Genomic DNA, 22177 nt, shown 5'->3' on the forward strand with positions numbered 1-22177 from the left:
AAAAAGAATGCCTGTTTCCAGTCATTCGCGTTACGTGCACCGGGCCTGGAAAACCAGGGGGCATGCCGCTCGTCGGCTAGCGACCCCAGAGGTTCCGACCCTGCCCGGGCGGAATGATTCCCGTCCATTGGGTTGCAGGACGCCCCGCCCGGCATCGGGATGCCAGCCGGCCTGTCCTGTACAGCATGAAATCGGCGTGCGGATGATGCACCGAGGTTGTGACAAAAGGCCATGTATCTGTCACAAAAATTCACCGTTCCGGCCCCGCCATCCCTCCCTGAAGCACCTTGGGGACAATCCCCTCGACGCCGATCAACTCTCCAGCAGGAAGGTCACCGGCCCGTCGTTGACCAGGTGCACCTGCATGTCGGCGCCGAAACGCCCGGTCGCCACCTGCGGATAGGCCTCCCGCGCCAGTTTCACCAGGTGCTCGAACACCGTCTCTCCTTGCGCCGGCGGCGCCGCGCTGGAGAAGCTCGGACGCAGTCCGCTGCGGGTGTTCGCCGCCAGGGTGAATTGCGAGACCAGCAGCAAGCCGCCCTGCACGTCCAGCAAGGACCGGTTCATCTTGCCCTCGTCGTCGCCGAACACCCTGTAGTTGAGCAGCTTGTGCAGCATCTTCGCCGCGCAACGCTCGCCATCCTCGGGCTCGACCCCGACCAGCACCAGCAGGCCGCGATCGATGGAGCCGACGATTTCGCCGCCAACCTCCACCCGCGCCGCGCCGACGCGCTGCAGCAATGCCTTCATTCGGCCTCCGGCGGCAGGTCGAGCAGTCGCCGGCCGATCTCGTTGGTGGCGCGCACCAGCGCATCGACTATCCCCGGCTCGCTGGCGGTATGCCCGGCGTCGCGGATGATCTGCAGTTCGCTGTTCGGCCAGGCCTGGTGCAGGGCCCAGGCATTGTCCAGCGGACAGATGGCGTCGTAGCGGCCATGCACGATCACGCCAGGCAGATGGGCGATGCGGTGCATGTCCTCGAGCAACTGGTTGGGCCTGAGGAAGCCCTGGTTGACGAAGAAGTGGTTCTCGATGCGCGAGATCGACAGCGCCCTGCCCGGCTCGGTGAAGCGGTCCACCACCATGGGGTTGGGGCGCAGCGTGGCGGTGCGGCCCTCCCAGGTCGACCAGGCCTTGGCAGCGTGCATCTGGGCGATCTGGTCGCTACCGGTCAGGCGCTTGTGGAAGGCCGCCAGCAGGTCGCCGCGCTCTTCCGGCGGGATCGGCGCGACATAGTCTTCCCAATAGTCGGGGAACAGGCGGCTGGCGCCTTCCTGGTAGAACCAGTGGATGTCCTGCGGACGGCAGAGGAAGATGCCGCGCAGGATCAGCGCATGGACCCGCTCGGGATGGGTCTGCGCGTAGGCCAGCGACAGGGTCGAGCCCCAGGAACCGCCGAACAGCACCCACTTCTCGATACCCAGGTGCTCGCGCAGGCGCTCCATGTCCGCCACCAGCTCCCAGGTGCTGTTCTTCTCCAGGCTGGCGTGGGGCGTGGAACGGCCGCAACCGCGCTGGTCGAAGGTGACGATACGGTAGAGGTTGGGATCGAAGAAGCGACGCGACAGGGCATCGCAACCGGAGCCGGGGCCGCCGTGGACGAAGACGACCGGCAGTCCGTCCGGCGAACCGCTTTCGTCGGCATACAGCACATGCGGTTCGTCGACGGCCAGCTCGTGGCGAGCGTAGGGTTTAATTTCCGGATACAGAACTAGCATGATGCGCTCCCGAGGCGATGTGTTCGGCCCCCGGCGCAAACGTCGACAGCGGGGCCCGTCCTTTGCTCTGCCGCGCATGATACTTCGGCGCCGGGAAAAAAACCGAGCGGCTTTCATGTCCGCCCCGGTAGACAGGAAACCATCAATCCAAGCAACGGCGCCTGGCGCCGGGAGAGCGAGCATGGCCGAGGCCTTGCGACACCGTATCCGCGCCGCCGGCCTGCTGGTGGTGGAGCAACGCATCCTGCTGGTCCGCCACGAGGTCGGCGGCGACATCTACTGGATTCCGCCCGGCGGCGGCTTCGAGTCGGAATGCGACGAATCGACGAAGGATACCGTCCGGCGCGAGTTTTTCGAGGAGACCGGCCTGCGGGTGGACGTCGGCCCGCTGGTCTACGTGCGCGAATTCGCCGAACCCGCCGCCGGGCGCTTCCACATGGAGCTGTTCTACCGCATCGACGCCTGGCGTGGCGAGCCGACCCTGGCCAACCTGAAGGGCCTGGGCGGCGACGAGTTCGATATCCGCGAGGTCGGCTGGATCGCCCGCGACGAACTGCCTGGCCTGCCGTCCTTCTATCCAGCCGAACTGGCCGACGACGTCTGGTCGCGCCTGGACGCGCCGACGCCGTCGATCCGCCACCTTGGCCTGCAGCGCTAGACGCTCACTGCACCGGATCGCTGGTGGGGTTCTCGAGGATTGCCTTCAGCTCCGCGGTCATGGGGAACTCCAGGTTCAACCCCTTGGGCGGGATCGGCTGCTGGAACCAGCGCTGGTAGATGCCCTGTATCTCGCCCGAGCGATACAGCCCGGCCAGGGTCTCGTTGACCAGGGCAAGGAACTGCGGGTCGTCCTTGCGCACCATGCAGCTGTAGATCTCCCGCGATTGCGGCTCGCCGACCACCACCCAGTCGTGCGGCTGGCGCGCCTTGGCGCGTTCGCCGTAGAGCAGCGCATCGTCCATGTAGAAGGCCACCGCGCGACCCGATTGCAGCATCTGGAAGGCTTCGCCGTGGTCCTTGGCGCTGACCACGTTCATCCCCAGCTTGTGTTCGGCGTTGTAGTTCTTCAGGTAGCGCTCGTTGGTGGTGCCGGCGGTGGTCACCACGTTCTTGCCCTTGAGGTCGTCGAAGTGGGCTATGCCGCTGTCCTTGCGGGTCAGCAACTGGCCCTTGACGTAGATGAAGCCATAGGAGAACGCCACCTGTTTCTGCCGCTCGGCGGTGACCCCGGTGGAGCCGCACTCCAGGTCGACGGTGCCGTTCTGCACCAGCGGGATGCGAGTCTGCGAAGTGACCAGGTTGTACTTCACCTTGAGTTCCGGCTTGCCGAGGGTGCTTTTGAGCCGTTCCACCACCTTGCCGGCCAGTTCCACCGAATAGCCCATGGGCTGGCCGCTGTTATCGCCAAGGTAGGAGAAAGGCACCGAGGCATCGCGATAACCCAGGGTTATCGTGCCGTTGTCGGCAACCTTCTTCAGGGTGCCGCTGAGTTCCTCGGCCTGCGCGGCGCCGATGGCGAGCGACAGGGAGAGGGCGAGGGTGCTGGATACAAGGGTTTTCATCGGAGGTTCTGCCTCTTTTTTCTTATGGCTATGGAAAGTAAGTCAGCCCCTGGCCGCCACCACGGTGATCTCCACCAGCACCGACGGACGCGCCAGCTCCGCCTGGACGGTGGTCCGGCTGGGCGCCTGGCCGGTCGGCAACCACTGGGTCCAGACCTCGTTCAGGGCGGCGAAATCGCGGGCGATGTCCTTCAGGTAGATGGTCGCGCTGAGGATACGCTCCTTGCGCGACCCGGCCTCGGCCAGCAGCGCGTCGATCTTCGCCAGCACCTCGCGGGTCTGGCCATGGATATCCTCGGCCTGGCCCGGCACCTGGCCGGAAAGAAATACCAGGGCGTCGAAGCAGACCGCGGCGGACAGGCGGTCGTTGGTGGCGATACGGGTCGGTTCCATGGGAGTGCTCCAGTCGAGGGGGGATCAGCCAGCCAGCGCGCCGCGCGGCAGCAGGCCAGTGGTATCGATGCTCGGCGGGCGGCGGCCGATCTGCTCGGCCAGCAGGCGCGCGCTGCCGCAGGCCAGGGTGAAGCCGAGCGCGCCGTGGCCGAGGTTGAGCCAGAGGTTGCGGTAGCCGCCGTTGCCCACCAGCGGTACCCCGGTGGGCGTGGCCGGGCGCATGCCGGCCCATTCGACGGCGGCGTCGAAATCGCCGCCCTGCGGGAACGTGTCCCGCGCCTGCTGGCGCAGCAGTGCCAGGCGCGCGGGCTCGAGGCCGGGGTCGAAGCCGACGATGTCGACCATCGCGGCGATCCGCAGCCGCTCGCCGATCCGCGCGTAGACGATCTTGCGGTCGTAATCGGTGATGCTGGTATCCGGCGCGCGGTGCTGCGCGCCGACCGGTAGGGTCAGGCTATAGCCCTTGAGCGGGTATAGCGGCAGGCGCAGGCCCGGCAGCATCAATTCGGCGCTGCGGTAGCCGGCGGCCAGCACCACATGATCGGCCTCGATGAGATCGCCGCCGACCTCGACGCCACGCACCGCCGCGCCGCCCTCGACGATCTTCGTCACCCTGCGGCCATGCAGTTGCCGGCAATGTCCGGAAGCCTGCAGGCGCTCGGCAAGTTGCACGCAGAAGGCATGGCAGTCGGCGACCTCCTCGTCCGGCGTGTGGATGCCGCCGACGAAGGGCGCGGCGGACAGGGCCGGCTCCAGCGCGAGGCACTCGGCGGCGGTCAGGACGAATTGCGCCGAAGGATCGGCCAGACCCTGGCGGGCCCGCGCAAAGCTGGCCGGTTGGCGAAACGCCACCAGCTTGCCGTTGCGCCGCCAGTCGAAGCCATCGAGGCCATCCTCCTCGCGCCAGGCCTGCAGGGTGCGCTGGCTGAGCAATGCCAGGCGCAGCAGGTGCGCGGCATTGCGGCGGTTCAGCGAGCCGCGGCAGGCCGCGAGGAAGCCCAGCAGCCAGCGCCACTGCGCCGGATCAAGGCGCGGCCGCAGGCGCAACGGCGCATCGTTGCGCAGCAGCCAGCCGAGCGCCTGGGCCGGCACGCCGCTGTCGGCCAATGGCGCCACGTAGCGATAGGACAACTGCCCGCCATTGGCGTAGCTGGTTTCCAGCCCGCCCCGCTCGCGCGCTTCCACCAGGGTCACGTCGAACCCTTCGCGAACCAGGGCGTAGGCCGTGGCCAGGCCGACCACGCCGGCGCCGATGATGCAAACCCGCTGAGCCATGACAATCGTTATCCAGGTGTTTTCCAGGGCTTCGACGATAGGCGCGGATGACAGCGGTAGGACAATGAATAAAGATGGCCAGGGTATAAATCCAGGTTATGGGTTCGCGCCGATGAAGCTCCGCCATATCGAAGTGTTCCAGGCGATCCGCCAGGCTGGCTCGGTCAGCGGCGCCGCGCAGTTGCTGCATGTGTCCCAACCGGCGGTGAGCAAGGTCCTGCAGCACGCCGAGCAGCAACTGGGCTTCCCGCTGTTCTTGCGAGTGCGCGGCAAGCTGCTGGCGACTCCGGAAGCGCTGGAACTGGAGCGCGAAGTGGCCAAGCTCAGCGATAGCCTGCAGGCGGTGCGGCGCCTGGCGCAGAACCTGCGGCGCCAGCCGGGCCACAGCCTGCGCATCGGCGCCACCCCGGCCCTGGCGCTGTCGCTGCTACCGCGGGCGATCGGCGAATGGAGCGCGCGCTATCCGCAGAGCGGCTGCGAACTGGCCACCTTGCATTCGCGCGAGCTGGTGCAGGGCCTGCTGATGCGCGAACTGGACCTGGCCCTGAGCCTGAAGCAGCCGGAACACCCCGGCCTGCGCGGCGAAGCCATCGCCAGCGGCGTATTGGTGGCCCTGGCGCCGCGCGAACACTGGCCCGAAGCGGAACGCCGGCAGCCGCTGAGCCTGGCCGGGCTGGCCGGCGAAGCGCTGATCGGGCTGTCCACCGCCGACCCGCTGTTCGCCCGCCTGGAGGATTACCTCAGCGCCGTGGAGCCACCGCCGCAGGTGAAGATCGCCGTGCAGACCTACGCCCTCGCCCGCGCCCTGGTGGAGGCTGGGGCCGGCCTGGCGCTGGTCGATCCCTTCACCGCCCTCGGCGCCGACCCGCACAGCACCGCGATCCGCCCATTGAGCCCGGCCTTCCCGGTCACCCTCTACGCCATCACCCGCGCCGACGAAACCCCGCCGCACACCCTCGCTCCGCTGCTGCGGATGCTCGCCCGCCAGGCCGAGGAGCGTTTGCGGGCCGTGCAGATGTAGCATTTGCCGCCTGGCCTGCCGCTGGAAACCTTGGACGTCGTTCTGGCCCACGCCTCGCGTACTTACCGCTCCGGCTTCCAGTCTGGGTGGTCCGCGTCGTAGCCCTGGGTGGGATGAGGAGGCAGAGGATAGTCCTCTATCAGATTGGGGAAACGTAAGTCGGGGTCAGCTTCAAGCTTTTTGTAGATTGAATAATACGCTTCTCGCAACTTTTCGTCGGGGGCGTACCACATTGCACTTGCAGGGGGAGTCTCACTTCCGAAGACTCGTGATAGGAAAAAAGCCGCACTCTTGCCCCCCTGAGAGACTGACACCTGATAATAAACCAGTGCCTTTGGGAAATTGTGTTCTACTATCTTGTAATACGCCCCCAGCTCATAACTAGCCGGCGCATAACCCTGACTAGCAGCACAGTGAGTATACGCCAACCCCAAATCCTTTTTTTTGGCCACATATATATAAAGCTTACCTAGTTCAGTTAGTGCCGGCGGATTTCCTAGGCTAGCAGCCTTATCAAGGAAAGTAAGTCCGTCAGTTGCAGGGTTTTTAACCCCGGCGCGATTTCCAATCATTGCTCCCATATCATAGAACCCCTGAGGCACATCCAGATCTATCATCTTTTGATAGAGATCCAATGCCTTCTGCGTATCTTTTTCTACTCCTCCGGGCCACCCTGTACGATAAAGATTCGCCAAATTATGCATGGCCTTCCAATGGCCGCGCTCCACTGCCTTACTGTAAAGCTCGACGATACGGCCCCAGGGCCGCAGAGTATCGGGCTTGGCCAAGGCGGCTGCTTCGCGGTACCAAGCATCGGTTTGCGAATCCAACGGCGGCAGATGGTCTTTTTCATTAACGCAGACAAACGATTTGCTGTTGGCCATCACGGGGACGCCTGCAAGACAGAGCACGACCCAAAGTCCAATAGCCATCAGCCGCATCACTGCCCCGATTTCCAGTCGGGCCGATCTGCGTCGTAGCCCTGGGTCGGGTGAGGAGGCAGAGGATGGTCCTTTATCAAGTTGGGAAAACGCAAATCAGGATCAGCGGAAAGTTGGTCGTAAATACCATCATATAGTTTGTGTAGCCTCTCATCGGGGGCGTACCACATTCTGTCAACATCGGGACTAGTCTTATCAAAAACTCCGGACATGAAGAAGGCAGCATCATTATTTCCTTGGCTTGCAGCAAGAAGGTAATAGCCTGCCGCCTTTGGGTAGTTATGTGCCACCAAACGATAGTACATCGCCAGTTCGTAATTGGCAGGAGCATAGCCCTGGCCTGCAGCACAGTTCGTATATTTCAGCCCCAACTCATCCTGACCAGCAACATATATATATAGCCTTCCTAACTCAGTTAATGCTGGTGGATTACCCAAGCTTGCAGCCTTATCGAGAAAAGTAAGTCCATCAGTCGCAGGATTCTTGACGCCAGCGCGACTCCCGATCATTGCCGCCATATCGTAGAAACCTTGAGGAACCTTCAAATCGATCATCTTCTGGTAGAGATCTAGAGCTTTCTGAGTATCCTTCTCCACACCGCCTGGCCAACCGGTACGATAGAGGCTCGCCAAGTTATGCATAGCCTTCCAGTGACCACGCTCAACTGCCTTACTGTATAGATCGACGATACGAGGCCACGGACGCAAGGTATCGGGCTTGGCCAGGGTCGCCGCTTCGCGATACCAAGCATCGGCCTGCGGGTCCAGAGGGGGTAGATGGTCCTTTTCGTTAACGCAGACAAAAGGCTTGCTGTCAGCCATAGCGGGAACTGCTGCGAGACAAAGTACAGCCCATATTCCAATAGCCATTAGCCGAATCACTGACCCGGCTTCCAGTCGGGTCGAGCTGCGTCGTAGCCCTGGACGGGGTGGGGTGGCAAGGGGTTATCTTTTACCAAATTGGGAAAACGAAGATCGGGGTCGGCATCAATTTGCAGATAGAGGGAGTAGTAGAATTTCTCAAGCTTTTCATCCGGCGTATACCACATTGCACTTGAAGGAGGCGTCCTCTTTCCGAAGACGCGCGAGAGAAAAAAGGCGGCACTCCTGCCGCCTTGAGAGACGGAGACTTGATAGTATCTAAGTGCCTTTGGATAATTATGCTCAACCAACTCATAGTAGCTTCCAAGCTCATAGCTCGCCGGAGCATAACCTTGACTGGAAGCACAACTGGTATACGCCAGCCCCAATTCCTTTTCCTTGGCCACATAAATATAGAGTTTACCCAACTCGGTCAGTGCTGGCGGGTTCCCCAAACTAGCGGCTTTATCCAAGAAGGTCAGACCATCGGTAGCAGGGTTCTTAACACCGGCACGATTACCAATCATTGCCCCCATATCATAGAACCCCTGAGGCACATCCAGATCTATCATCTTTTGATAGAGATCCAATGCCTTCTGCGGATCTTTTTCTACTCCTCCGGGCCACCCTGTACGATAAAGATTCGCCAAATTATGCATGGCCTTCCAATGACCGCGCTCCACTGCCTTGCTGTAAAGCTCGACGATACGGCCCCAGGGCCGCAGAGTATCGGGCTTGGCCAAGGCTGCTGCTTCGCGGTACCAAGCATCGGCTTGCGGATCCAACGGCGGCAGATGGTCTTTTTCATTAGCGCAGACAAATGGTTTGCTGTTGGCCATCACGGGGACGCCTGCAAGACAGAGCACGGCCCAAAGTCCAATAGCCATCAGCCGCATCACTGCCCCGGTTTCCAGTCGGGCCGATCTGCATCGTAGCCCTGGGTCGGGTGAGAAGGTAGAGGATGGTCCTTTATCAAGTTGGGAAAACGAAAATCAGGATCAGCGGCAAGTTTATCGTAAATACCATCATATAATTTGCGCAATTTCTCATCGGGTGCGTACCACATTCTATCGACATCAGGACTGGCTTTATCAAAAACACCGGAGATAAATAAAGCCGCACTCTTTCCGCCCTGAGAGACTGACGCCTGATAATAACCCAATGCTTTTGGAAAATTATGCTCTACTATCTTGTAATACGCCCCCAACTCATAACTAGCCGGCGCATAGCCCTGGCTAGCAGCACAGTGAGTATACGCCAACCCCAAATCCTTTTTTTTGGCCACATATATATAGAGCTTACCTAGCTCGGTTAATGCCGGCGGATTTCCTAGGCTAGCAGCCTTATTAAGAAAACTAAGCCCGTCAGTTGCAGGATTCATGACCCCTGCACGATTGCCGATCATTGCTCCCATATCATAGAACCCTTGGGGCACCTCCAGATCGATCATCTTTTGATAGAGATCCAATGCCTTCTGCGTATCTTTTTCTACCCCTCCGGGCCACCCTGTGCGATAAAGATTCGCCAAATTATGCATCGCCTTCCAATGCCCACGCTCAACTGCCTTACTGTATAAGTCCACAATACGTCCCCAAGGACGCAAGGCGTCAGGCTTAGCTAGCGCAACTGCTTCCCGATACCAGGCATCGGCCTGGGGATCGAGAGGTGGCAAATGGTCTTTCTCATTAACGCAGATGAACGGCTTACTGTCGGCCATAGCGGGAACTCCGAAACTCAACAGGAAAATGAATAGACCAATAGAGATTCGCATCGCTCAGTCCACCGTAAGATTTTGACTATAGGGTGTAGTGACATCCCAGAAGCGCAGCAAGTGCGAAGTAAAAGGCTCATCTGCCACCTGGGCCTTCCAGTTATCATCCATCTTCTGATTCCACAATTCGAAGTTTTTTTCGGTCGTTTCGGCCAACCTCCCAACATGCGCCCCCCACAACTCCTCCCGCATCGCCCTCGCCAAATCCGGATTGGGCTGGGCAATCCCCAACTCGCTGTCGCCATGCATGCTGCGGACATTGATATTGGCCGAGCTGAGCAGGGTATAGAGGTCATCCACCAGCAGCAGCTTGGAGTGCACGTAGATGTGCTTGTAGCGCGCCTTCAGCGGCGGTGCCCCGAGGGCGGCCTCGGCTTCGGCGGACAGGCGCCCTGGCGGCGGGCTGCCGGGGGCAGGGTCACTGGTGGCCAGGGTGGCGACGACCACCTTGAGGCCGGGTACTTCGGCGAGTTGATAGGGCTTGTCGTCCTCGCCGGTGTTCTTCGCCAGTCCGGGAATCTCCTGCGCGCCGAGATCGCCGAGGCGTTGCTCGACTTCCGGCGTCACGCCTTTCTGTTCGAGCGCCTCGATCTTGCGCTCCAGCCGTTCGATGTTGTTTTCCTGGCCGCGCCGGACATAGGGATCGGGATGTAGGTTTTCCCTGACCTGCTTCAACTGCTCCCGCTTTTCCCGCAAGTCATGCGCCAGGTCGCGCTGTACCTGCGGCATCAGTTGCTCCTGGCCCAGGCCTTTCATCATGTCGTAGGTGGTCTTCGAGGCGTCGCTGGAGTCGGGGGTGTTGGTCACGACGAACAGGTACAGGTCGCCAGGCACGCCCCGGGCCTTGCGCACCTGCGCAGTCTTCCGCAGGCGCTCGGCGAAGCCGTCATAACGGAAGTACTGGTTTTCCATGTAGACGTAGTCGGTGGCATTGCCCAGGGCCTTGAGATAGTGCTCCAGGATCGAGCGCTCGTCGTCCTGCGGCTGGGTCCGGCAAATCTGCGCGACGCTGTTGCTGGCGGGCGTGGCGATCTTCGGCAGCGGCAAGGCGTCGCGCTCGGCGGTCAGCGATGGCGTCGAGAACCAGCGCTTGTACCACGGCGTCTCGAGGTCCCAGGCCTCGCTGAAGTTGCGGCTGAGGTCGGCCAGCACCGGTCCCTGGACCTGCATGGAGATATCCTGCCAGGGCCCGAACCCGGGATCGCGACCGGCGGCGCGGTCGTCGAACAGGTGGGCGCTGGTGTCCCAGTAGTTGCGGTGCATGTTGTGACCCATGACGAAGCCGATGGCCTGCGGGCTGCCATAGTCGACCAGGACCATCTTCTGGTGATGGCTGGCGAACTGGGTGAGTACCAGCAACTGGCCGATGCCCAGGTCGTCGATGCCATCGGCGCGCAGCAGGTGGATCAGGCTTTGCAGTCGCCCATTGACGAGGCGCACCTGCTCGCCGTTCATCACCGGCCTGGCCGTCTGCTCGAAGTCGCGGGTACGGAACTCGACGTTCTGCAACCCACCGCCGCGTACCGCCTTGAACCAGTCGCGGGTGAATATCTGCCCCCAGGGATCCTGGCGGGTGCCGCCGGAACCGCGCTTGCCGCCGTAGCCCTGGGCCTCGCTGCTGTCGAGAGTGCGCTGGATCTCGGCGTTCTCCGCCTCCAGCTCGGCGATGCGCGCCCGCGCGTGGGCGGCGCCCCGCGGGTCGAAGCTCGGCAGCCTGCCTTCGCGGTGCAGCCGTTCCGAGCGTTCCAGGGCTTCCTGCTGCCGCGCGATGAGGTTGAGGTTATGCTGGCGCCGCTGCTCCAGCCGCAGCACCTCGTTGTCCACTGCGCTGCCGCTGGCGACGCCCGAGCCCGCCCAGGTGCCGCCGGAACCGCCGACGCCGGCCCCGGGGATGGTGTTTTCCTTGAGCCTGGCGAGCTGGTTGCTCCAGACCAGCACCCGCGCCTGCACCCCTTCGCGGCCCTTCGTCTGCAGCAATTCGCCGATTCGCGGTCCGTCGGGGCGTTTGAAACGCATGGCCGGGTCGAAGCCCCAGGTGATGATGTCGATGCTGTGCCGGGCCGCTTCCATCGCCGCATGCACCGCGTCGAAGGCCGCCTGGCCATTGATCAGCGGCTTGATGTGCACACCCGCGCGCGGCGGGTAGAAAGCCTTGTTGGCGAACCAGTCGAGGGTCAGCCGGACGCTGCCGGCCTGTTGCGCGTACAGCTTGAGGGTCTGCGGTTTGTACAGGTCGCTCATGGCGTGGGGTCATCCTTGTCGGCGGCGCCGGGCCGCGAGGCGTCGCGCCGGTAGGCGTCCGGGGCGGAACGCGGCTTGTGCTGGGGCATTTCCGCCCGGTAGTCGCGGAACCCCTGTTGGGCGAGCCGATCGTCAGCCTGCAGTGCGTCCGGCCGGTCGACCATCTCCACTTCGTAGGCGTGGCCATTGGCCATCTCGATACGATAGGTGCGTTCGCCCGGAAGCGGTTCGAAGCTGATTGCGCCGCCTTCGTCGGCGATGCCCTCCTCCTTGAGGGCACCGTTGGCGTAGAGCCGATACGGTTGCCTGGCCGCCGATGCCACGCCGGGCAACGGACTGAGTTCGAAACGTAGGAGTTTCTGCGGCGCTTCGCCGATCTTCTGGGCGATGGCTCCCAACAAGGCGCCTCCCGCCGCCGCGGCGTCGGCCGCGAGCGGTTGCAGCGGCGACAGCGCGCGAACGCCGCTACCGATGCCGGGGCTGCCGCCGCTGTTGATCATCACCTGGGCGCCGTCGAGGGTGACACCGCCCGGGTCGAGCCTGGCGAAGCTGCCACCGCCCTTTAGGGTCAGCTCCATGCCTGCCTCGATCACTACCTTGTCGCCGGCCTTGAAATGGATCTCGTCGCCCGCCTCGACGAACTGGCCGGTGCCGATCCTCAGGTGCAACGCGTCGGCGACGCTGAGGTGGTCGGCCGCCTTCAGTTCGACCTTGCGGTCGGCGTGGACCGTGCGCTGTTCCTCGGCCCTGAACTCGCTGTAGCTATCGCCCTCGACCGTGTCGTGGCGCTCATGGCCGACGCGGATCTTCTGGTCGTGCTCGATGTTCTCGTCCCAGTCGCGCTGGGCGTGGACGAAGATCTGTTCCTGGCCCTTGCGGTCCTCGATGCGCAGTTCGTTGAAACCGCCGCCGCCGGGGTAGCTGTCGGTCTTGAAAACGCTGCGGGTCTTGTTCTGCGGCAGCTCGTAGGGCACCCGGTTTTCGCTGTGGTAGAGGCAGCCGGTGACCAGCGGCTGATCCGGATCGCCCTCCAGGAAACCCACCAGGACTTCCATGCCCACCCGCGGGATGGCGACGCCGCCATAGCGTTTGCCCGCCCAGTTGGAGGCGACGCGCAACCAGCAACTGGTGTTGTCGTCGGCCTGGCCGAGGCGATCCCAGAAGAACTGCACCTTGACCCGGCCGTATTGGTCGCAGTGAATGGTCTCGCCAGCGGGGCCGGTCACGACCGCTGTCTGGCAGCCCAGCACGTGTGGCTTGGGATGCTCCAGCGGGGGGCGGAAATGCGCGCTCCAGGGAGTGGCGACGAAACGGTTGCGATAGCCCTGGCGGAAATCGCCCCGGCCCTGCGCGACGTCGCTGTCGATCGACTCTTCCAGTACCTGCGGCTGCCGCCCTTCGTGGAGAACCTCAGTAAGCAGCCAGAGATCGTTCCATTCGCCGCGGGGATGCGCGGACAGCGTCAGGAAGTGTCCGCTGAGCAGCGCCGGTTCGTCGCTTTCGCCCCTGGCCTTTAGGTAGTCGGCGCGATGCCGTTCCAGCGCGCGCCGGCTCAGGTGCTTGCCGCGCTCGCGGTGGGTGAAGCGGCCGGGATAGTCGTAGTCCTCCAGGTCCGGTTGCTGCGCCCCGGGCTGCGGGCCATGGGCGGCCTGCATCTGCAACGCGGGTTGCTCGAAGTCGTAGTCGCGCCGGGTAACCCGGCTGGCACGGGTGTCGAAGCGCACGCCGAAGCGCTTGACCACCGGCTGGTCGGCGACCAGCCCGGCGTCCTGCACGTAGGCGACGGGGCGTTGCAGCCGCGGAAAGGAGGTCTGGTCGTCGCCGAAGACCAGCATATGGCCCTGGGCAGAAAACTCATGGTGGTAATGGATGCCTTCCTCCTCGCAGAGCCTGCTGAGGAACGCCAGGTCGGTTTCGTCGTACTGCGTGCAGTATTCGCGGGCCGGGTACGGCGTCGGGCCCAGCTGGAAGCGGTAGGCGTCGGCGAGAATGCCGTGGCCCTCCAGCACCCGACCGATGATTTCCGGCACGCTGAGGCGCTGGAAGATGCGTTGGTCGCTGCACAGCCCCAGGTAGGCCAGGCGCGGCTCCAGGGTCGCGCGATAGCCGGTCAGGCGCTTGCCGGAGTCCCCCTGGGCGATGCTGGTGAGCTGTCCGTGGACCCCCTCCCCGCTCGGCGAAAGGATCAGGAAGGCCGGCTGGTGCAGCAGCGCGTCGAGGTCCAGGTCGGATCGCTCGCTGACTAGCTCAAGGTCGAAGCGAAAGGGCTGGCTGATGGCTTCGCGACCGCGGAAGGCGAGTACCTGGAAGTCGTGCCGGAGGTTTTCGATGCGAAGGCTGAAGTGCGTCTGGTTGGCGGGGGCGAACATTCACTGTCCTCTTGGAAACGCAGCCGTGCGTTCCTGGCGTATTCGGTTCCGGGCGCGACGCGCCTGCGCCCGCGCGATGGAAATGCTGGCCGAGAGGATAGAGGAGAACAGTTGTGCAACTCTTTGCGCACTCGGCCTCCCGGCCGCATCAACGCTGACCTCAATAAATTTGTAACAGAAAATTTCCAGAATGCCGACACGGACACCCCACCCCATCCGCGGCATTCACGTCCGCCAGGACGGGCCAGGCGTCCGCCGCCTCCGAGCACCTCAGGCGTAGCGCTCGCGACCCCAGGCGAGGAGGCTTTCCAGCAGTTCGCGGATGACTGCGCGGGTCGCTTCGGCGAGGTCCGCGCGGTAAGCGAACGGGGCCTGCTCGTCCATGTAGGTGCACTGCGCCAGCTCCAGCTGGACGGCATGGACGTGCTGCTCCGGCTGGCCGTAGTGGCGGGTGATGTGGCCGCCCTTGAAGCGCCCGTTGAGCACATGGCTGTAGCCTTCGGCGGCAGCGCAGACCGCCTCCAGGCGGGCCGCCAGCGCTGGATCGCAACTGGCGCCGGCGTTGGTGCCGAGATTGAAGTCGGGCAGTCGGCCGTCGAACAGGTGCGGCACGTGGGAACGGATCGAGTGGGCGTCCCAGAGCAACGCGTAGCCGAACTCGGCCTTCAGCCGCGCCAGTTCCTCGGCGATGGTCCGGTGGTAGGGCGTCCACACTTCGGCCAGGTAGCGCATGCGTTCCTCGGCGGACGGCGCCATGCCTTCGCGGTAGAGCGGCCGGCCGTCGAACAGGGTGTCCGGATACAGGCCGGTAGTGGCGGTGCTGTACAGCGGCTTGTCGTCGGAAGGGCGGTTGAGATCGACTACATAGCGCGAATAGTGGGCAGCCAGGGTGCTGGCGCCCAGTTCCTCGGCGAAATCGTAGAGCCGGGGAATGTGCCAGTCGGTATCGGTCAGCGCCCGCGCCTCCTCCACCAGGCCGGCGTCCACCGCCGGGGTCAGGCGCGTGCCGGGGTGCGGCATGCTGATCAGTAGCGGCACGCGGCCGCGCTTGAAACTCAGGACTTCATCCACGGTATACCTCCTCGGCGTGGCGAATGACGCGTTTCGGCAGATCGCCGCCCAGCCAGTAGGCCAGCTCCGCCGGACGCTCGATGTCCCAGGCGACGAAGTCGGCCAGCTTGCCAACCTCCAGGCTGCCGTGGCGGGCTTCCAGCCCCAGCGCCCGGGCGGCGTGCAGGGTGACGCCGGCCAGCGCCTCCTCCGGGGTCAGGCGGAACAGGGTACAGGCCATGTTCAGCATCAGGCGCAACGACAGCGCTGGCGAGGTGCCGGGATTGAGATCGCTGGCAATGGCCATGGCCACGCCGTGCCGGCGCAGGGCATCGATCGGCGGCAGCTGGGTCTCGCGCAACAGGTAGAAGGCGCCCGGCAGCAGCACCGCGACGGTGCCCGCCTCGCCCATGGACCGGGCGTCGTCCTCGGTCATGTACTCCAGATGGTCGGCCGACAAAGCCCGGTAGCGCGCCGCCAGGCTGGAACCGTGCAGCGAGGATAGCTGCTCGGCGTGCAGCTTCACCGGCAGGCCCAGCTCGCGGGCGGCGATGAATACCCGCTCGACCTGCGCCGGGGAAAACGCCAGGTGCTCGCAGAAGGCGTCCACCGCGTCCACCAGTCCCTCCCCGGCCAGCGCGGGGAGCATCGTCGAGCAGATATGCTCGATGTAGTCGTCGGCGCGCCCGGCGTATTCCGGCGGTAGCGCATGGGCGGCCAGGCAGGTGCTGCGCACGGTCGCCGGCAGGCGTTCGCCGAGGCGGCGGATGACTCGTAGCATCTTGCGTTCGCTGGCCAGGTCGAGGCCGTAGCCGGACTTGATCTCCAGCGCCGTCACGCCGTCGCGCAGCAAGGGGTCCAGGCGCTTGCGCGCGCTGGCCAGCAATTCTTCCTCGCTGGCCTCGCGGGTGGCGCGTACGGTGCTGGCGATACCGCCGCCGGCGGCGGCGATCTCGGCGTAGCTGACACCCTCCAGGCGCTGCTCGAATTCGCCGCTGCGGTTGCCGCCGAACACCGCGTGGGTGTGGCAGTCGATCAACCCCGGGGTCAGCCAGGCGCCATCGAGGTCGATGCGTTCGGCGTAGTCGTCGGGCGGCAGTTCGGCGCGCGGGCCGATCCAGTGGATCAGCGGACCGTCGGTGACCAGGGCGGCGTCCTCGACGATCGAGTACTTGCCGCCCTTGAGGGTGGCGGCATGGCAATGCTGCCAGAGTCGTTTCATTGCAGGTCTCCTATGCTCGCGGCCAGCCGGGCGAGACTCTTCCGCTCGCCGAGGATGGCCGCCGCGCTGGCGATGTCAGGAGCCAGCCAGCGGTCGGTGTCGTACGCGGGCACGCGCTCGCGCAGGATGCCCCAGGCCGCCGCGGTGCCCTGGCCGAAGCGTTGCGGGGCGAGGAATTCGAAGGCCTGGGCGGCCAGCAGGTACTCGATGGCGAGGATCCGCCGGAGGTTCTCCAGGGCCCTGCCAAGCTTGAGCGCGGCACTGGTGCCGAGGCTCAGGTGGTCCTCCTGGAGCGCCGAGGTGACGAAGTTGTCGACCACCGCCGGCTGCGCCAGCTGGCGATTCTCGCCGGCCAGGGAGGCGGCGACGTACTGGGTGATCATCATCCCCGAGTTGACTCCCGGCTTGCCCACCAGGAACGCCGGCAGGCCGCTGACCAGCGGGTTGACCAGGCGATCCAGGCGCCGCTCGGCGACCCCGCCCAGCTCGGCCACGGCGATCGCCAGCAGGTCGGCGGCCATCGCCACCGATTCGCCGTGGGGATTGGCCTGGGATACCACCCGGTAGGCCTCCGGCGTACCCAGCAGCAGCGGGTTGTCGGTGGCCGAGTTGAGTTCGGTCTCTATCTGCCGCGCCGCGTGGGCCAACTGGTCACGGCAGGCGCCATGGATCTGCGGTATCGAGCGGATGCTCAGGGCATCCTGGGTGCGGATGCCGCGGGCGTTCTCCAGCACCTGGCTGCCAGCCAGCAAGGCCCGCAGATTGGCGGCGACCCGCTGCATCCCGGGATGCGGCTTGAGCGCAACGATCTCGGCGTCGAACGCCGCCAGTTGGCCGCGCAGGGCCTCGAAGCTCATCGCCCCGATCACGTCGGCCCACTGCGCCAGGCGCTGCGCGTCGTCCAGGGCCAGGCAGGCGAGGCCGGTCATGCACGGCGTGCCGTTGACCAGGCAGAGCCCGTCCTTGGCTCCCAGGCGCACCGTCGCCAGGCCTTCCGCCGCCAACGCGGCGGCGGCCGGCACGACGCTGCCGCGGTAGCTGACCTCGCCGATGCCGAGCAGGGCGATGCCGACGTGCGCCATGTGGGTCAGGTAGCCCACCGAGCCCTGGGCCGGCACCTGCGGGGTAATCCCGTGGTTGAGCAGCGCCAGCAGCCCTTCCACCAGCGAACGGTCGAGCCCGGACTTACCCTGGCTGTAGTTGGCGACGGCGGCACAGATGATCGCCCGGGTCTGTTCGTCGCGCAGCGGCTCGCCGACCCCGCAGGCATGGCTGAGCAAGGTGTTGCGCGACAGCTCGGCGAGCTGCTCGCCTTCCAGCAGGACGTCGCACAGCGCGCCGAGGCCGGTACTGATGCCGTAGGCACGCTCGCCATTGGCGACGATACGGCAGACGATGGCGCGGGCGTTGTCGATCCGTGCCCAGGCCGCCGCCGACAGTTCCAGGCGCGCACCGTGCCGGGCCACCGCGACCAGTTCCTGCCAACGCAGCGGACCGTCGCCGAACACGACGCTCGGTAGGTCGCTCATAGGTTCGCCACCCGCCGCTGGACGAAGCGGTCGACGTAGTCGTCGGCCGGCTGGTGGAGGATTTCCCGTGGTGTGCCGACCTGGATCAGTTGGCCGTCCTTGAGGATCGCGATGCGGTTGCCGATGCGTACCGCCTCGTCGAGGTCGTGGGTGATGAAGACGATGGTCTTGTGCAGGGTTTTCTGCAGTTCCAGCAACTGGTCCTGCATGTCCGCGCGGATCAACGGGTCGAGGGCGCTGAAGGCCTCGTCCATGAGAATGATCTCGGTGTCGGCGGCCAGCGCGCGGGCCAGGCCGACGCGCTGGCGCATGCCGCCGGAAAGCTGGTGCGGATAGGACTTCTCGTAGCCCTTCAGGCCCACCGTGGCGATCCAGTGCAGGGCCCGCTCGTGACACTGCGCCCGGCTTTCGCCGCGAACCTTCAGGCCGTAGGCGACATTGTCGAGCACGCTCTTGTGCGGCAGCAGGCCGAAACTCTGGAACACCATGCTGATCTTGCGCCGGCGGAATTGCCGGAGGGCTTCCATGTCGTAGCGCAGGATGTCCTCGCCATCCACCAGTATCTCGCCGCTGGTGGGGTCGATCAGGCGGTTGAAATGGCGCACCAGGGTCGACTTGCCGGAACCCGACAGGCCCATGATCACGAAGATCTCGCCAGCACCGATGGTCAGCGACAGGTCGTTGACGCCGACCACGCAGCCGGTCTGCGCCAGCACTTCGGCCTTGCTGCGTCCCTGGCGGATCAGCGCCAGCGCGGCATCGGCGCGCGGGCCGAAGATCTTGAACACGTTCTTCACTTCGATCTTGTTCATCTGCGCACCGCTCATTTGCTCGTCTCGTGCCGGGAACGGCCGTAGGCCTGGGTGATGCGGTCGATCACCACCGCGAGGATGACGATCGCCAGGCCGGCTTCCAGGCCCTTGCCCACGTTCAGCGTCTGGATGCCCACCAGTACGTCTTCGCCGAGGCCGCGGGCGCCGATCATCGAAGCGATCACCACCATCGACAGGGCCATCATGGTGGTCTGGTTGATCCCCGCCATGATGCTCGGCAGGGCCAGCGGCAACTGCACTCCGAACAGCTGCTGCCAGCGGTTGGCGCCGAAGGCGTTGACCGCCTCCATCACCTCGCTGTCGACCTGGCGGATGCCCAGGTCGGTGAGGCGGATCAGCGGCGGCGCGGCATAGATCACGGTGGCGAAGATCGCCGGCACCTTGCCCAGGCCGAACAGCATCAGCACCGGGATCAGGTACACGAAGCTGGGCATGGTCTGCATGATGTCCAGCAGCGGCATCAGCACCGCGCGCAGGCGGTTGCTGCGCGCGGCGAGGATGCCCAGGGGGATGCCGATCAGCACCGAGATGAAGGTCGCCACCAGCATCAGCGCGAGGGTCTGCATCAGCTTGTCCCAGAGGCCGACGGCGCCGACCAGGAACAGCAGGCCGGTGATCACCAGGGTCGGCAGCAGGCGCCGGGTGGCGTGCCAGGCGATCGCCGCGACGATCGCCAGCAACAGCCACCAGGGCGTGGCGCGGAGTAGCCCTTCGAGGTTGACGATGGCCCACAGCAGGGTGTCGGAGATCTTGCGGAACAGGTCGCCGTAGTTGGTCACCAGGGCGTCGACCCAAGCGTTGACCCAGTCGGCGATGGAAAATGTCAGGCGTTCGGGAAACATGGTCTGCTCTCGTCGGTCGTGGGTTCAGAGTGCCGCTTCGATCTTCTTCGCCGCGTCCTCGTCGACCCAGGCGTGCCAGACCTCGGGGTGCTCCTTGAGGAACTCGCGCGCCAGGCGCGCTGCATCGATCCTGTCCTTGGCCATCCGCGCCAGGTCGCTGTTCAGCAGCTCCGCCGGCAGGTTGACCTTCTCCAGCACCGCCACCAGCTCCGGCGCCTGGTCGTGGAAGGTCCGCGACAGGCCGACCTGGATCCTGATGCGCTTGTCGACGCCGGGCCTTTCCTCCAGGCGCACCAGGTCGGCGCGGCCCATCAGCGGCGTCGGCGACCAGTAGTAGAACAGGATAGGCTCGCCGCGCCGATAGCTCGACAGCACCGCCGCGTCCAGTGCCGGGCCGGTGCCCGGACGGAAATTGGTGAACGTCTCCTCCAGGCCGTAGCTTTTCAGCATCTCGCTGTTCTCCAGCTCGCAGGTCCAGCCGGCCGGGCAATTGTAGAAGCGCCCCTTGCCCGGTTCTTCCGGGTCGCGGAAGACCTCGGCGTACTGCGCCAGGTCGGCGATAGAGCGCAGCTTCGGCGCCTTCGCCTCGAGCTTGCGCTGCGGGTCGCCCTCGATCACGTAGCGCGGCACGTACCAGCCCTCCACCGCGCCGACGATGGGTTCGCCGACGCCGACCACCTTGCCGGCCGCGGCGGCCTTGTTCCAGGCGTCGCTGCGGCCGATCCACTCCTCGGCGAAGACCTGGATGTCATTGGTGCTCAGCGCCTGCTCCATGGTGATCGAGTTGCCCGGCAGGCTGTCGGTGGTACAGCCGTAGCCCTTGGCCAGGACGAACTGCATCAGTTCGGTGAGCAGCGTCCCGCTCTCCCAGTTCAGCCCGGCGAATTTCACCGCCTTGCCGGACTCGCACCAACCTTCCGCCTGGGCGCCCGCCGCGGCGGCGAGCAGGCCGAGGGCACAGAGAACACTCAACATCGACTTCTTGTATCGCATGGTTCGACGCTCCAGATGCACGATTGGGAAAGGCAGTTGGAAAACCTGCGGGCCGCGCCCGGGGGAACGGCCTCGATCATTGTTATTGGCCGGCGGCTCAGGCCGCCGTCGGTTCCGTCACAGCCCTCCCTGGGCCTGAAGCACGCCATGCGCGGCATCGCCCTTCGGCCTGACCCAGCGCCGGTAGGCGATCACCAGCACGGCGATCCAGATAGCCCCGACCCACAGGGCCGGGCGGGTGTCCGGGAAATAGCCGAGCACCACGAAGATGAACAGCATGAAGACGATCGCCGCCGCCGGCGCGAATGGCCACAGCGGCACCGGGAACTTCAGCGCGGCGACCTGGCGCGGCCCCATGCGCCGGCGCATGCCGACCTGGGCCAGGAGGATCATCAGCCAGACCCACACGGTGGCGAAGGTGGCGATGGAAGCGATCAGCAGGAATACGCTCTGCGGGATCAGGTAGTTCAGCGCCACGCCGAGCAGCAGGGCCACCGCCATCAGCAACACGGTCATCCACGGCACGCCGTGCCGCGACACCCGCGAGAAGCCGACCGGCGCCTGGCCCTGGCGGGCCATGCCGTAGAGCATGCGACCGGCGCCGAAGATGTCGCTGTTGATCGCAGAGATCGCCGCGGTGATCACCACGACATTGAGGATCGCCGCGGCCGACTCGATCCCCAGGCCGTCGATGATCTGCACGAAGGGACTGCCGTTGCTGCCGATCTGCTGCCAGGGGAAGATCGCCATCAGCACGAACAGGGTCAGCACGTAGAACAGCAGGATGCGCAGCGGCACCGCATTGATCGCCCGCGGGATCACCCGCTGCGGGTCCTGCGCCTCGCCGGCGGTGATGCCGATGATCTCGATGCCGCCGAAGGCGAACACCACCACCGACAGCGACGCGACCAGCCCGGCCCAACCGTTGGGCAGGAAGCCGCCGTGCTGCCACAGGTTGTGCACGCCGGTGGCGGACGTCGCCGCGCCATCCAGGCTGAAGCCGAAGAACATGATGCCGAGCCCGGCGAGGATCATCGCGACGATGGCGCCGACCTTGACCAGCGACAGCCAGAACTCCAGCTCGCCGAAGACCTTGACATGGCAGAGGTTCAGCCCGCCGATGAACAGCACGATGGACAGTACCCAGATCCAGCGCGGCACGTCGGGAAACCAGAACCCCATGTAGATGCCGAACGCGGTGACATCGGCGAGGCAGACGATGATCATCTCGAAAGCGTAGGTCCAGCCGGTGACGAACCCGGCCAGGGGGCCGAGATAGCTGCTGGCGTAATGGCCGAACGAGCCGGACACCGGCTCGTGCACCGCCATCTCGCCGAGCGCGCGCATCACCATGTACACCGCCGCGCCGGCGACCAGGTAGGCCAGCAGCACCGCCGGCCCGGCCATCTGGATGGCCGATGCGGAACCGTAGAACAGGCCGGTGCCGATCGCCGACCCCAGTGCCATGAAACGAATATGACGGGCGTTCAGCCCGCGCCGAAGCCCCGTGTCGTGCGTCATCCCTCGGCTCTCCTGTTGTTGTTCTTGCTGGAGCGC

The 22177-nt window shown here is 64.9% G+C and carries 20 protein-coding genes; 2 read left to right on the forward strand and 18 right to left on the reverse strand.

Annotated elements, in window-relative coordinates:
- Window positions 1-312: 312 nt before the first annotated feature.
- Both dtd and pip read right to left on the reverse strand, forming a co-directional pair.
- Window positions 313-750 (reverse strand): D-aminoacyl-tRNA deacylase, encoded by a 438-nt coding sequence (dtd, locus tag M6E97_RS22415; RefSeq protein WP_003095916.1) that lies wholly within the window; start codon window positions 748-750, stop codon window positions 313-315.
- Window positions 747-1718, reverse strand: a complete 972-nt coding sequence (gene pip / locus M6E97_RS22420; RefSeq protein WP_003095918.1) for a prolyl aminopeptidase — start codon at window positions 1716-1718, stop codon at window positions 747-749. The genes dtd and pip overlap by 4 nt, the downstream gene beginning before the upstream one ends.
- A gap of 181 nt (window positions 1719-1899) precedes the next feature.
- Here pip and M6E97_RS22425 point away from each other — a divergent pair, with 181 nt between their 5' ends.
- On the forward strand, window positions 1900-2376 hold the full coding sequence (locus M6E97_RS22425; RefSeq protein ID WP_003095920.1) for an NUDIX domain-containing protein: 477 nt from the start codon (window positions 1900-1902) through the stop codon (window positions 2374-2376).
- Between the two features lie 4 nt (window positions 2377-2380).
- Here the strand turns inward: M6E97_RS22425 and M6E97_RS22430 are convergent, their stop codons facing one another.
- The 3 genes from M6E97_RS22430 to M6E97_RS22440 are packed head-to-tail and all read right to left on the reverse strand — an operon-like array spanning window position 2381 to window position 4948.
- Window positions 2381-3280, reverse strand: a complete 900-nt coding sequence (locus M6E97_RS22430) for a transporter substrate-binding domain-containing protein (protein ID WP_003095923.1) — start codon at window positions 3278-3280, stop codon at window positions 2381-2383.
- Window positions 3281-3322: 42 nt separating this feature from the next.
- Window positions 3323-3673, reverse strand: coding sequence for a RidA family protein (locus M6E97_RS22435; RefSeq protein WP_003095925.1), 351 nt, complete (start codon window positions 3671-3673; stop codon window positions 3323-3325).
- Window positions 3674-3697: 24 nt separating this feature from the next.
- Entirely contained in the window at window positions 3698-4948 is a 1251-nt protein-coding gene (locus tag M6E97_RS22440) for a D-amino acid dehydrogenase (RefSeq protein WP_003135827.1), read from the reverse strand.
- Between the two features lie 64 nt (window positions 4949-5012).
- Here M6E97_RS22440 and M6E97_RS22445 point away from each other — a divergent pair, with 64 nt between their 5' ends.
- Window positions 5013-5969 (forward strand): LysR family transcriptional regulator, encoded by a 957-nt coding sequence (locus M6E97_RS22445; RefSeq protein ID WP_022581075.1) that lies wholly within the window; start codon window positions 5013-5015, stop codon window positions 5967-5969.
- A gap of 62 nt (window positions 5970-6031) precedes the next feature.
- On the opposite strand, the gene M6E97_RS22450 is transcribed toward M6E97_RS22445, so the two are convergent.
- The 13 genes from M6E97_RS22450 to M6E97_RS22510 all read right to left on the reverse strand — a co-directional run bounded on the left by M6E97_RS22450 (window position 6032) and on the right by M6E97_RS22510 (window position 22141).
- Window positions 6032-6901, reverse strand: a complete 870-nt coding sequence (locus M6E97_RS22450; protein ID WP_078452315.1) for a tetratricopeptide repeat protein — start codon at window positions 6899-6901, stop codon at window positions 6032-6034.
- 8 nt (window positions 6902-6909) lie between these two features.
- On the reverse strand, window positions 6910-7779 hold the full coding sequence (locus tag M6E97_RS22455; protein ID WP_078452215.1) for a tetratricopeptide repeat protein: 870 nt from the start codon (window positions 7777-7779) through the stop codon (window positions 6910-6912).
- Window positions 7780-7787: 8 nt separating this feature from the next.
- Window positions 7788-8657, reverse strand: coding sequence for a tetratricopeptide repeat protein (locus M6E97_RS22460; RefSeq protein ID WP_011666784.1), 870 nt, complete (start codon window positions 8655-8657; stop codon window positions 7788-7790).
- 8 nt (window positions 8658-8665) lie between these two features.
- On the reverse strand, window positions 8666-9541 hold the full coding sequence (locus M6E97_RS22465; protein WP_003141822.1) for a tetratricopeptide repeat protein: 876 nt from the start codon (window positions 9539-9541) through the stop codon (window positions 8666-8668).
- Between the two features lie 3 nt (window positions 9542-9544).
- Window positions 9545-11782: a type VI secrection system-dependent phospholipase D effector PldB gene (pldB, locus tag M6E97_RS22470; RefSeq protein WP_034005281.1), complete on the reverse strand. Its 2238-nt coding sequence runs from the start codon at window positions 11780-11782 to the stop codon at window positions 9545-9547.
- The gene (locus tag M6E97_RS22475) at window positions 11779-14151 is read right to left on the reverse strand and encodes a type VI secretion system tip protein VgrG (protein ID WP_034005279.1); all 2373 of its coding nucleotides are present in this window, start codon (window positions 14149-14151) and stop codon (window positions 11779-11781) included. The genes pldB and M6E97_RS22475 overlap by 4 nt, the downstream gene beginning before the upstream one ends.
- Before the next feature lie 270 nt (window positions 14152-14421).
- Entirely contained in the window at window positions 14422-15222 is an 801-nt protein-coding gene (hutG, locus tag M6E97_RS22480; protein ID WP_003095940.1) for an N-formylglutamate deformylase, read from the reverse strand.
- Window positions 15215-16423: an imidazolonepropionase gene (hutI, locus tag M6E97_RS22485; RefSeq protein ID WP_003141827.1), complete on the reverse strand. Its 1209-nt coding sequence runs from the start codon at window positions 16421-16423 to the stop codon at window positions 15215-15217. The genes hutG and hutI overlap by 8 nt, the downstream gene beginning before the upstream one ends.
- The gene (locus M6E97_RS22490) at window positions 16420-17952 is read right to left on the reverse strand and encodes an HAL/PAL/TAL family ammonia-lyase (protein WP_003101754.1); all 1533 of its coding nucleotides are present in this window, start codon (window positions 17950-17952) and stop codon (window positions 16420-16422) included. The genes hutI and M6E97_RS22490 overlap by 4 nt, the downstream gene beginning before the upstream one ends.
- A complete protein-coding gene (locus tag M6E97_RS22495; protein ID WP_003135837.1) occupies window positions 17949-18779 on the reverse strand; it encodes a quaternary amine ABC transporter ATP-binding protein in 831 nt (276 codons plus the stop codon). The genes M6E97_RS22490 and M6E97_RS22495 overlap by 4 nt, the downstream gene beginning before the upstream one ends.
- Complete coding sequence (locus M6E97_RS22500; protein ID WP_003095946.1) at window positions 18776-19627, reverse strand: ABC transporter permease; 852 nt, start codon at window positions 19625-19627, stop codon at window positions 18776-18778. Before M6E97_RS22500 ends, M6E97_RS22495 begins: the two co-directional genes overlap by 4 nt.
- A gap of 24 nt (window positions 19628-19651) precedes the next feature.
- On the reverse strand, window positions 19652-20620 hold the full coding sequence (locus M6E97_RS22505) for an ABC transporter substrate-binding protein (RefSeq protein ID WP_003095948.1): 969 nt from the start codon (window positions 20618-20620) through the stop codon (window positions 19652-19654).
- 117 nt (window positions 20621-20737) lie between these two features.
- Window positions 20738-22141: an amino acid permease gene (locus tag M6E97_RS22510; RefSeq protein ID WP_034005277.1), complete on the reverse strand. Its 1404-nt coding sequence runs from the start codon at window positions 22139-22141 to the stop codon at window positions 20738-20740.
- Between the last annotated feature and the right edge of the window lie 36 nt (window positions 22142-22177).

This window comes from Pseudomonas sp. B111, assembly GCF_026428275.1.
Lineage (GTDB): Bacteria > Pseudomonadota > Gammaproteobacteria > Pseudomonadales > Pseudomonadaceae > Pseudomonas > Pseudomonas aeruginosa.

Excerpts from the sequence above, each read along its gene's own strand:
- hutI (WP_003141827.1), bottom strand. The coding sequence starts at position 16,423 with ATGAAACGACTCTGGCAGCATTGCCATGCCGCCACCCTCAAGGGCGGC.
- M6E97_RS22495 (WP_003135837.1), bottom strand. The coding sequence starts at position 18,779 with ATGAGCGGTGCGCAGATGAACAAGATCGAAGTGAAGAACGTGTTCAAG.
- M6E97_RS22490 (WP_003101754.1), bottom strand. The coding sequence starts at position 17,952 with ATGAGCGACCTACCGAGCGTCGTGTTCGGCGACGGTCCGCTGCGTTGG.
- M6E97_RS22510 (WP_034005277.1), bottom strand. The coding sequence starts at position 22,141 with ATGACGCACGACACGGGGCTTCGGCGCGGGCTGAACGCCCGTCATATT.
- M6E97_RS22435 (WP_003095925.1), bottom strand. The coding sequence starts at position 3,673 with ATGGAACCGACCCGTATCGCCACCAACGACCGCCTGTCCGCCGCGGTC.
- M6E97_RS22430 (WP_003095923.1), bottom strand. The coding sequence starts at position 3,280 with ATGAAAACCCTTGTATCCAGCACCCTCGCCCTCTCCCTGTCGCTCGCC.
- M6E97_RS22425 (WP_003095920.1), top strand. The coding sequence starts at position 1,900 with ATGGCCGAGGCCTTGCGACACCGTATCCGCGCCGCCGGCCTGCTGGTG.
- M6E97_RS22465 (WP_003141822.1), bottom strand. The coding sequence starts at position 9,541 with ATGCGAATCTCTATTGGTCTATTCATTTTCCTGTTGAGTTTCGGAGTT.
- pldB (WP_034005281.1), bottom strand. The coding sequence starts at position 11,782 with ATGAGCGACCTGTACAAACCGCAGACCCTCAAGCTGTACGCGCAACAG.
- M6E97_RS22475 (WP_034005279.1), bottom strand. The coding sequence starts at position 14,151 with ATGTTCGCCCCCGCCAACCAGACGCACTTCAGCCTTCGCATCGAAAAC.
- M6E97_RS22460 (WP_011666784.1), bottom strand. The coding sequence starts at position 8,657 with ATGGCTATTGGACTTTGGGCCGTGCTCTGTCTTGCAGGCGTCCCCGTG.
- M6E97_RS22450 (WP_078452315.1), bottom strand. The coding sequence starts at position 6,901 with ATGGCTATTGGACTTTGGGTCGTGCTCTGTCTTGCAGGCGTCCCCGTG.
- M6E97_RS22500 (WP_003095946.1), bottom strand. The coding sequence starts at position 19,627 with ATGTTTCCCGAACGCCTGACATTTTCCATCGCCGACTGGGTCAACGCT.
- M6E97_RS22440 (WP_003135827.1), bottom strand. The coding sequence starts at position 4,948 with ATGGCTCAGCGGGTTTGCATCATCGGCGCCGGCGTGGTCGGCCTGGCC.
- M6E97_RS22505 (WP_003095948.1), bottom strand. The coding sequence starts at position 20,620 with ATGCGATACAAGAAGTCGATGTTGAGTGTTCTCTGTGCCCTCGGCCTG.
- pip (WP_003095918.1), bottom strand. The coding sequence starts at position 1,718 with ATGCTAGTTCTGTATCCGGAAATTAAACCCTACGCTCGCCACGAGCTG.
- M6E97_RS22455 (WP_078452215.1), bottom strand. The coding sequence starts at position 7,779 with ATGGCTATTGGAATATGGGCTGTACTTTGTCTCGCAGCAGTTCCCGCT.
- M6E97_RS22445 (WP_022581075.1), top strand. The coding sequence starts at position 5,013 with ATGAATAAAGATGGCCAGGGTATAAATCCAGGTTATGGGTTCGCGCCG.
- dtd (WP_003095916.1), bottom strand. The coding sequence starts at position 750 with ATGAAGGCATTGCTGCAGCGCGTCGGCGCGGCGCGGGTGGAGGTTGGC.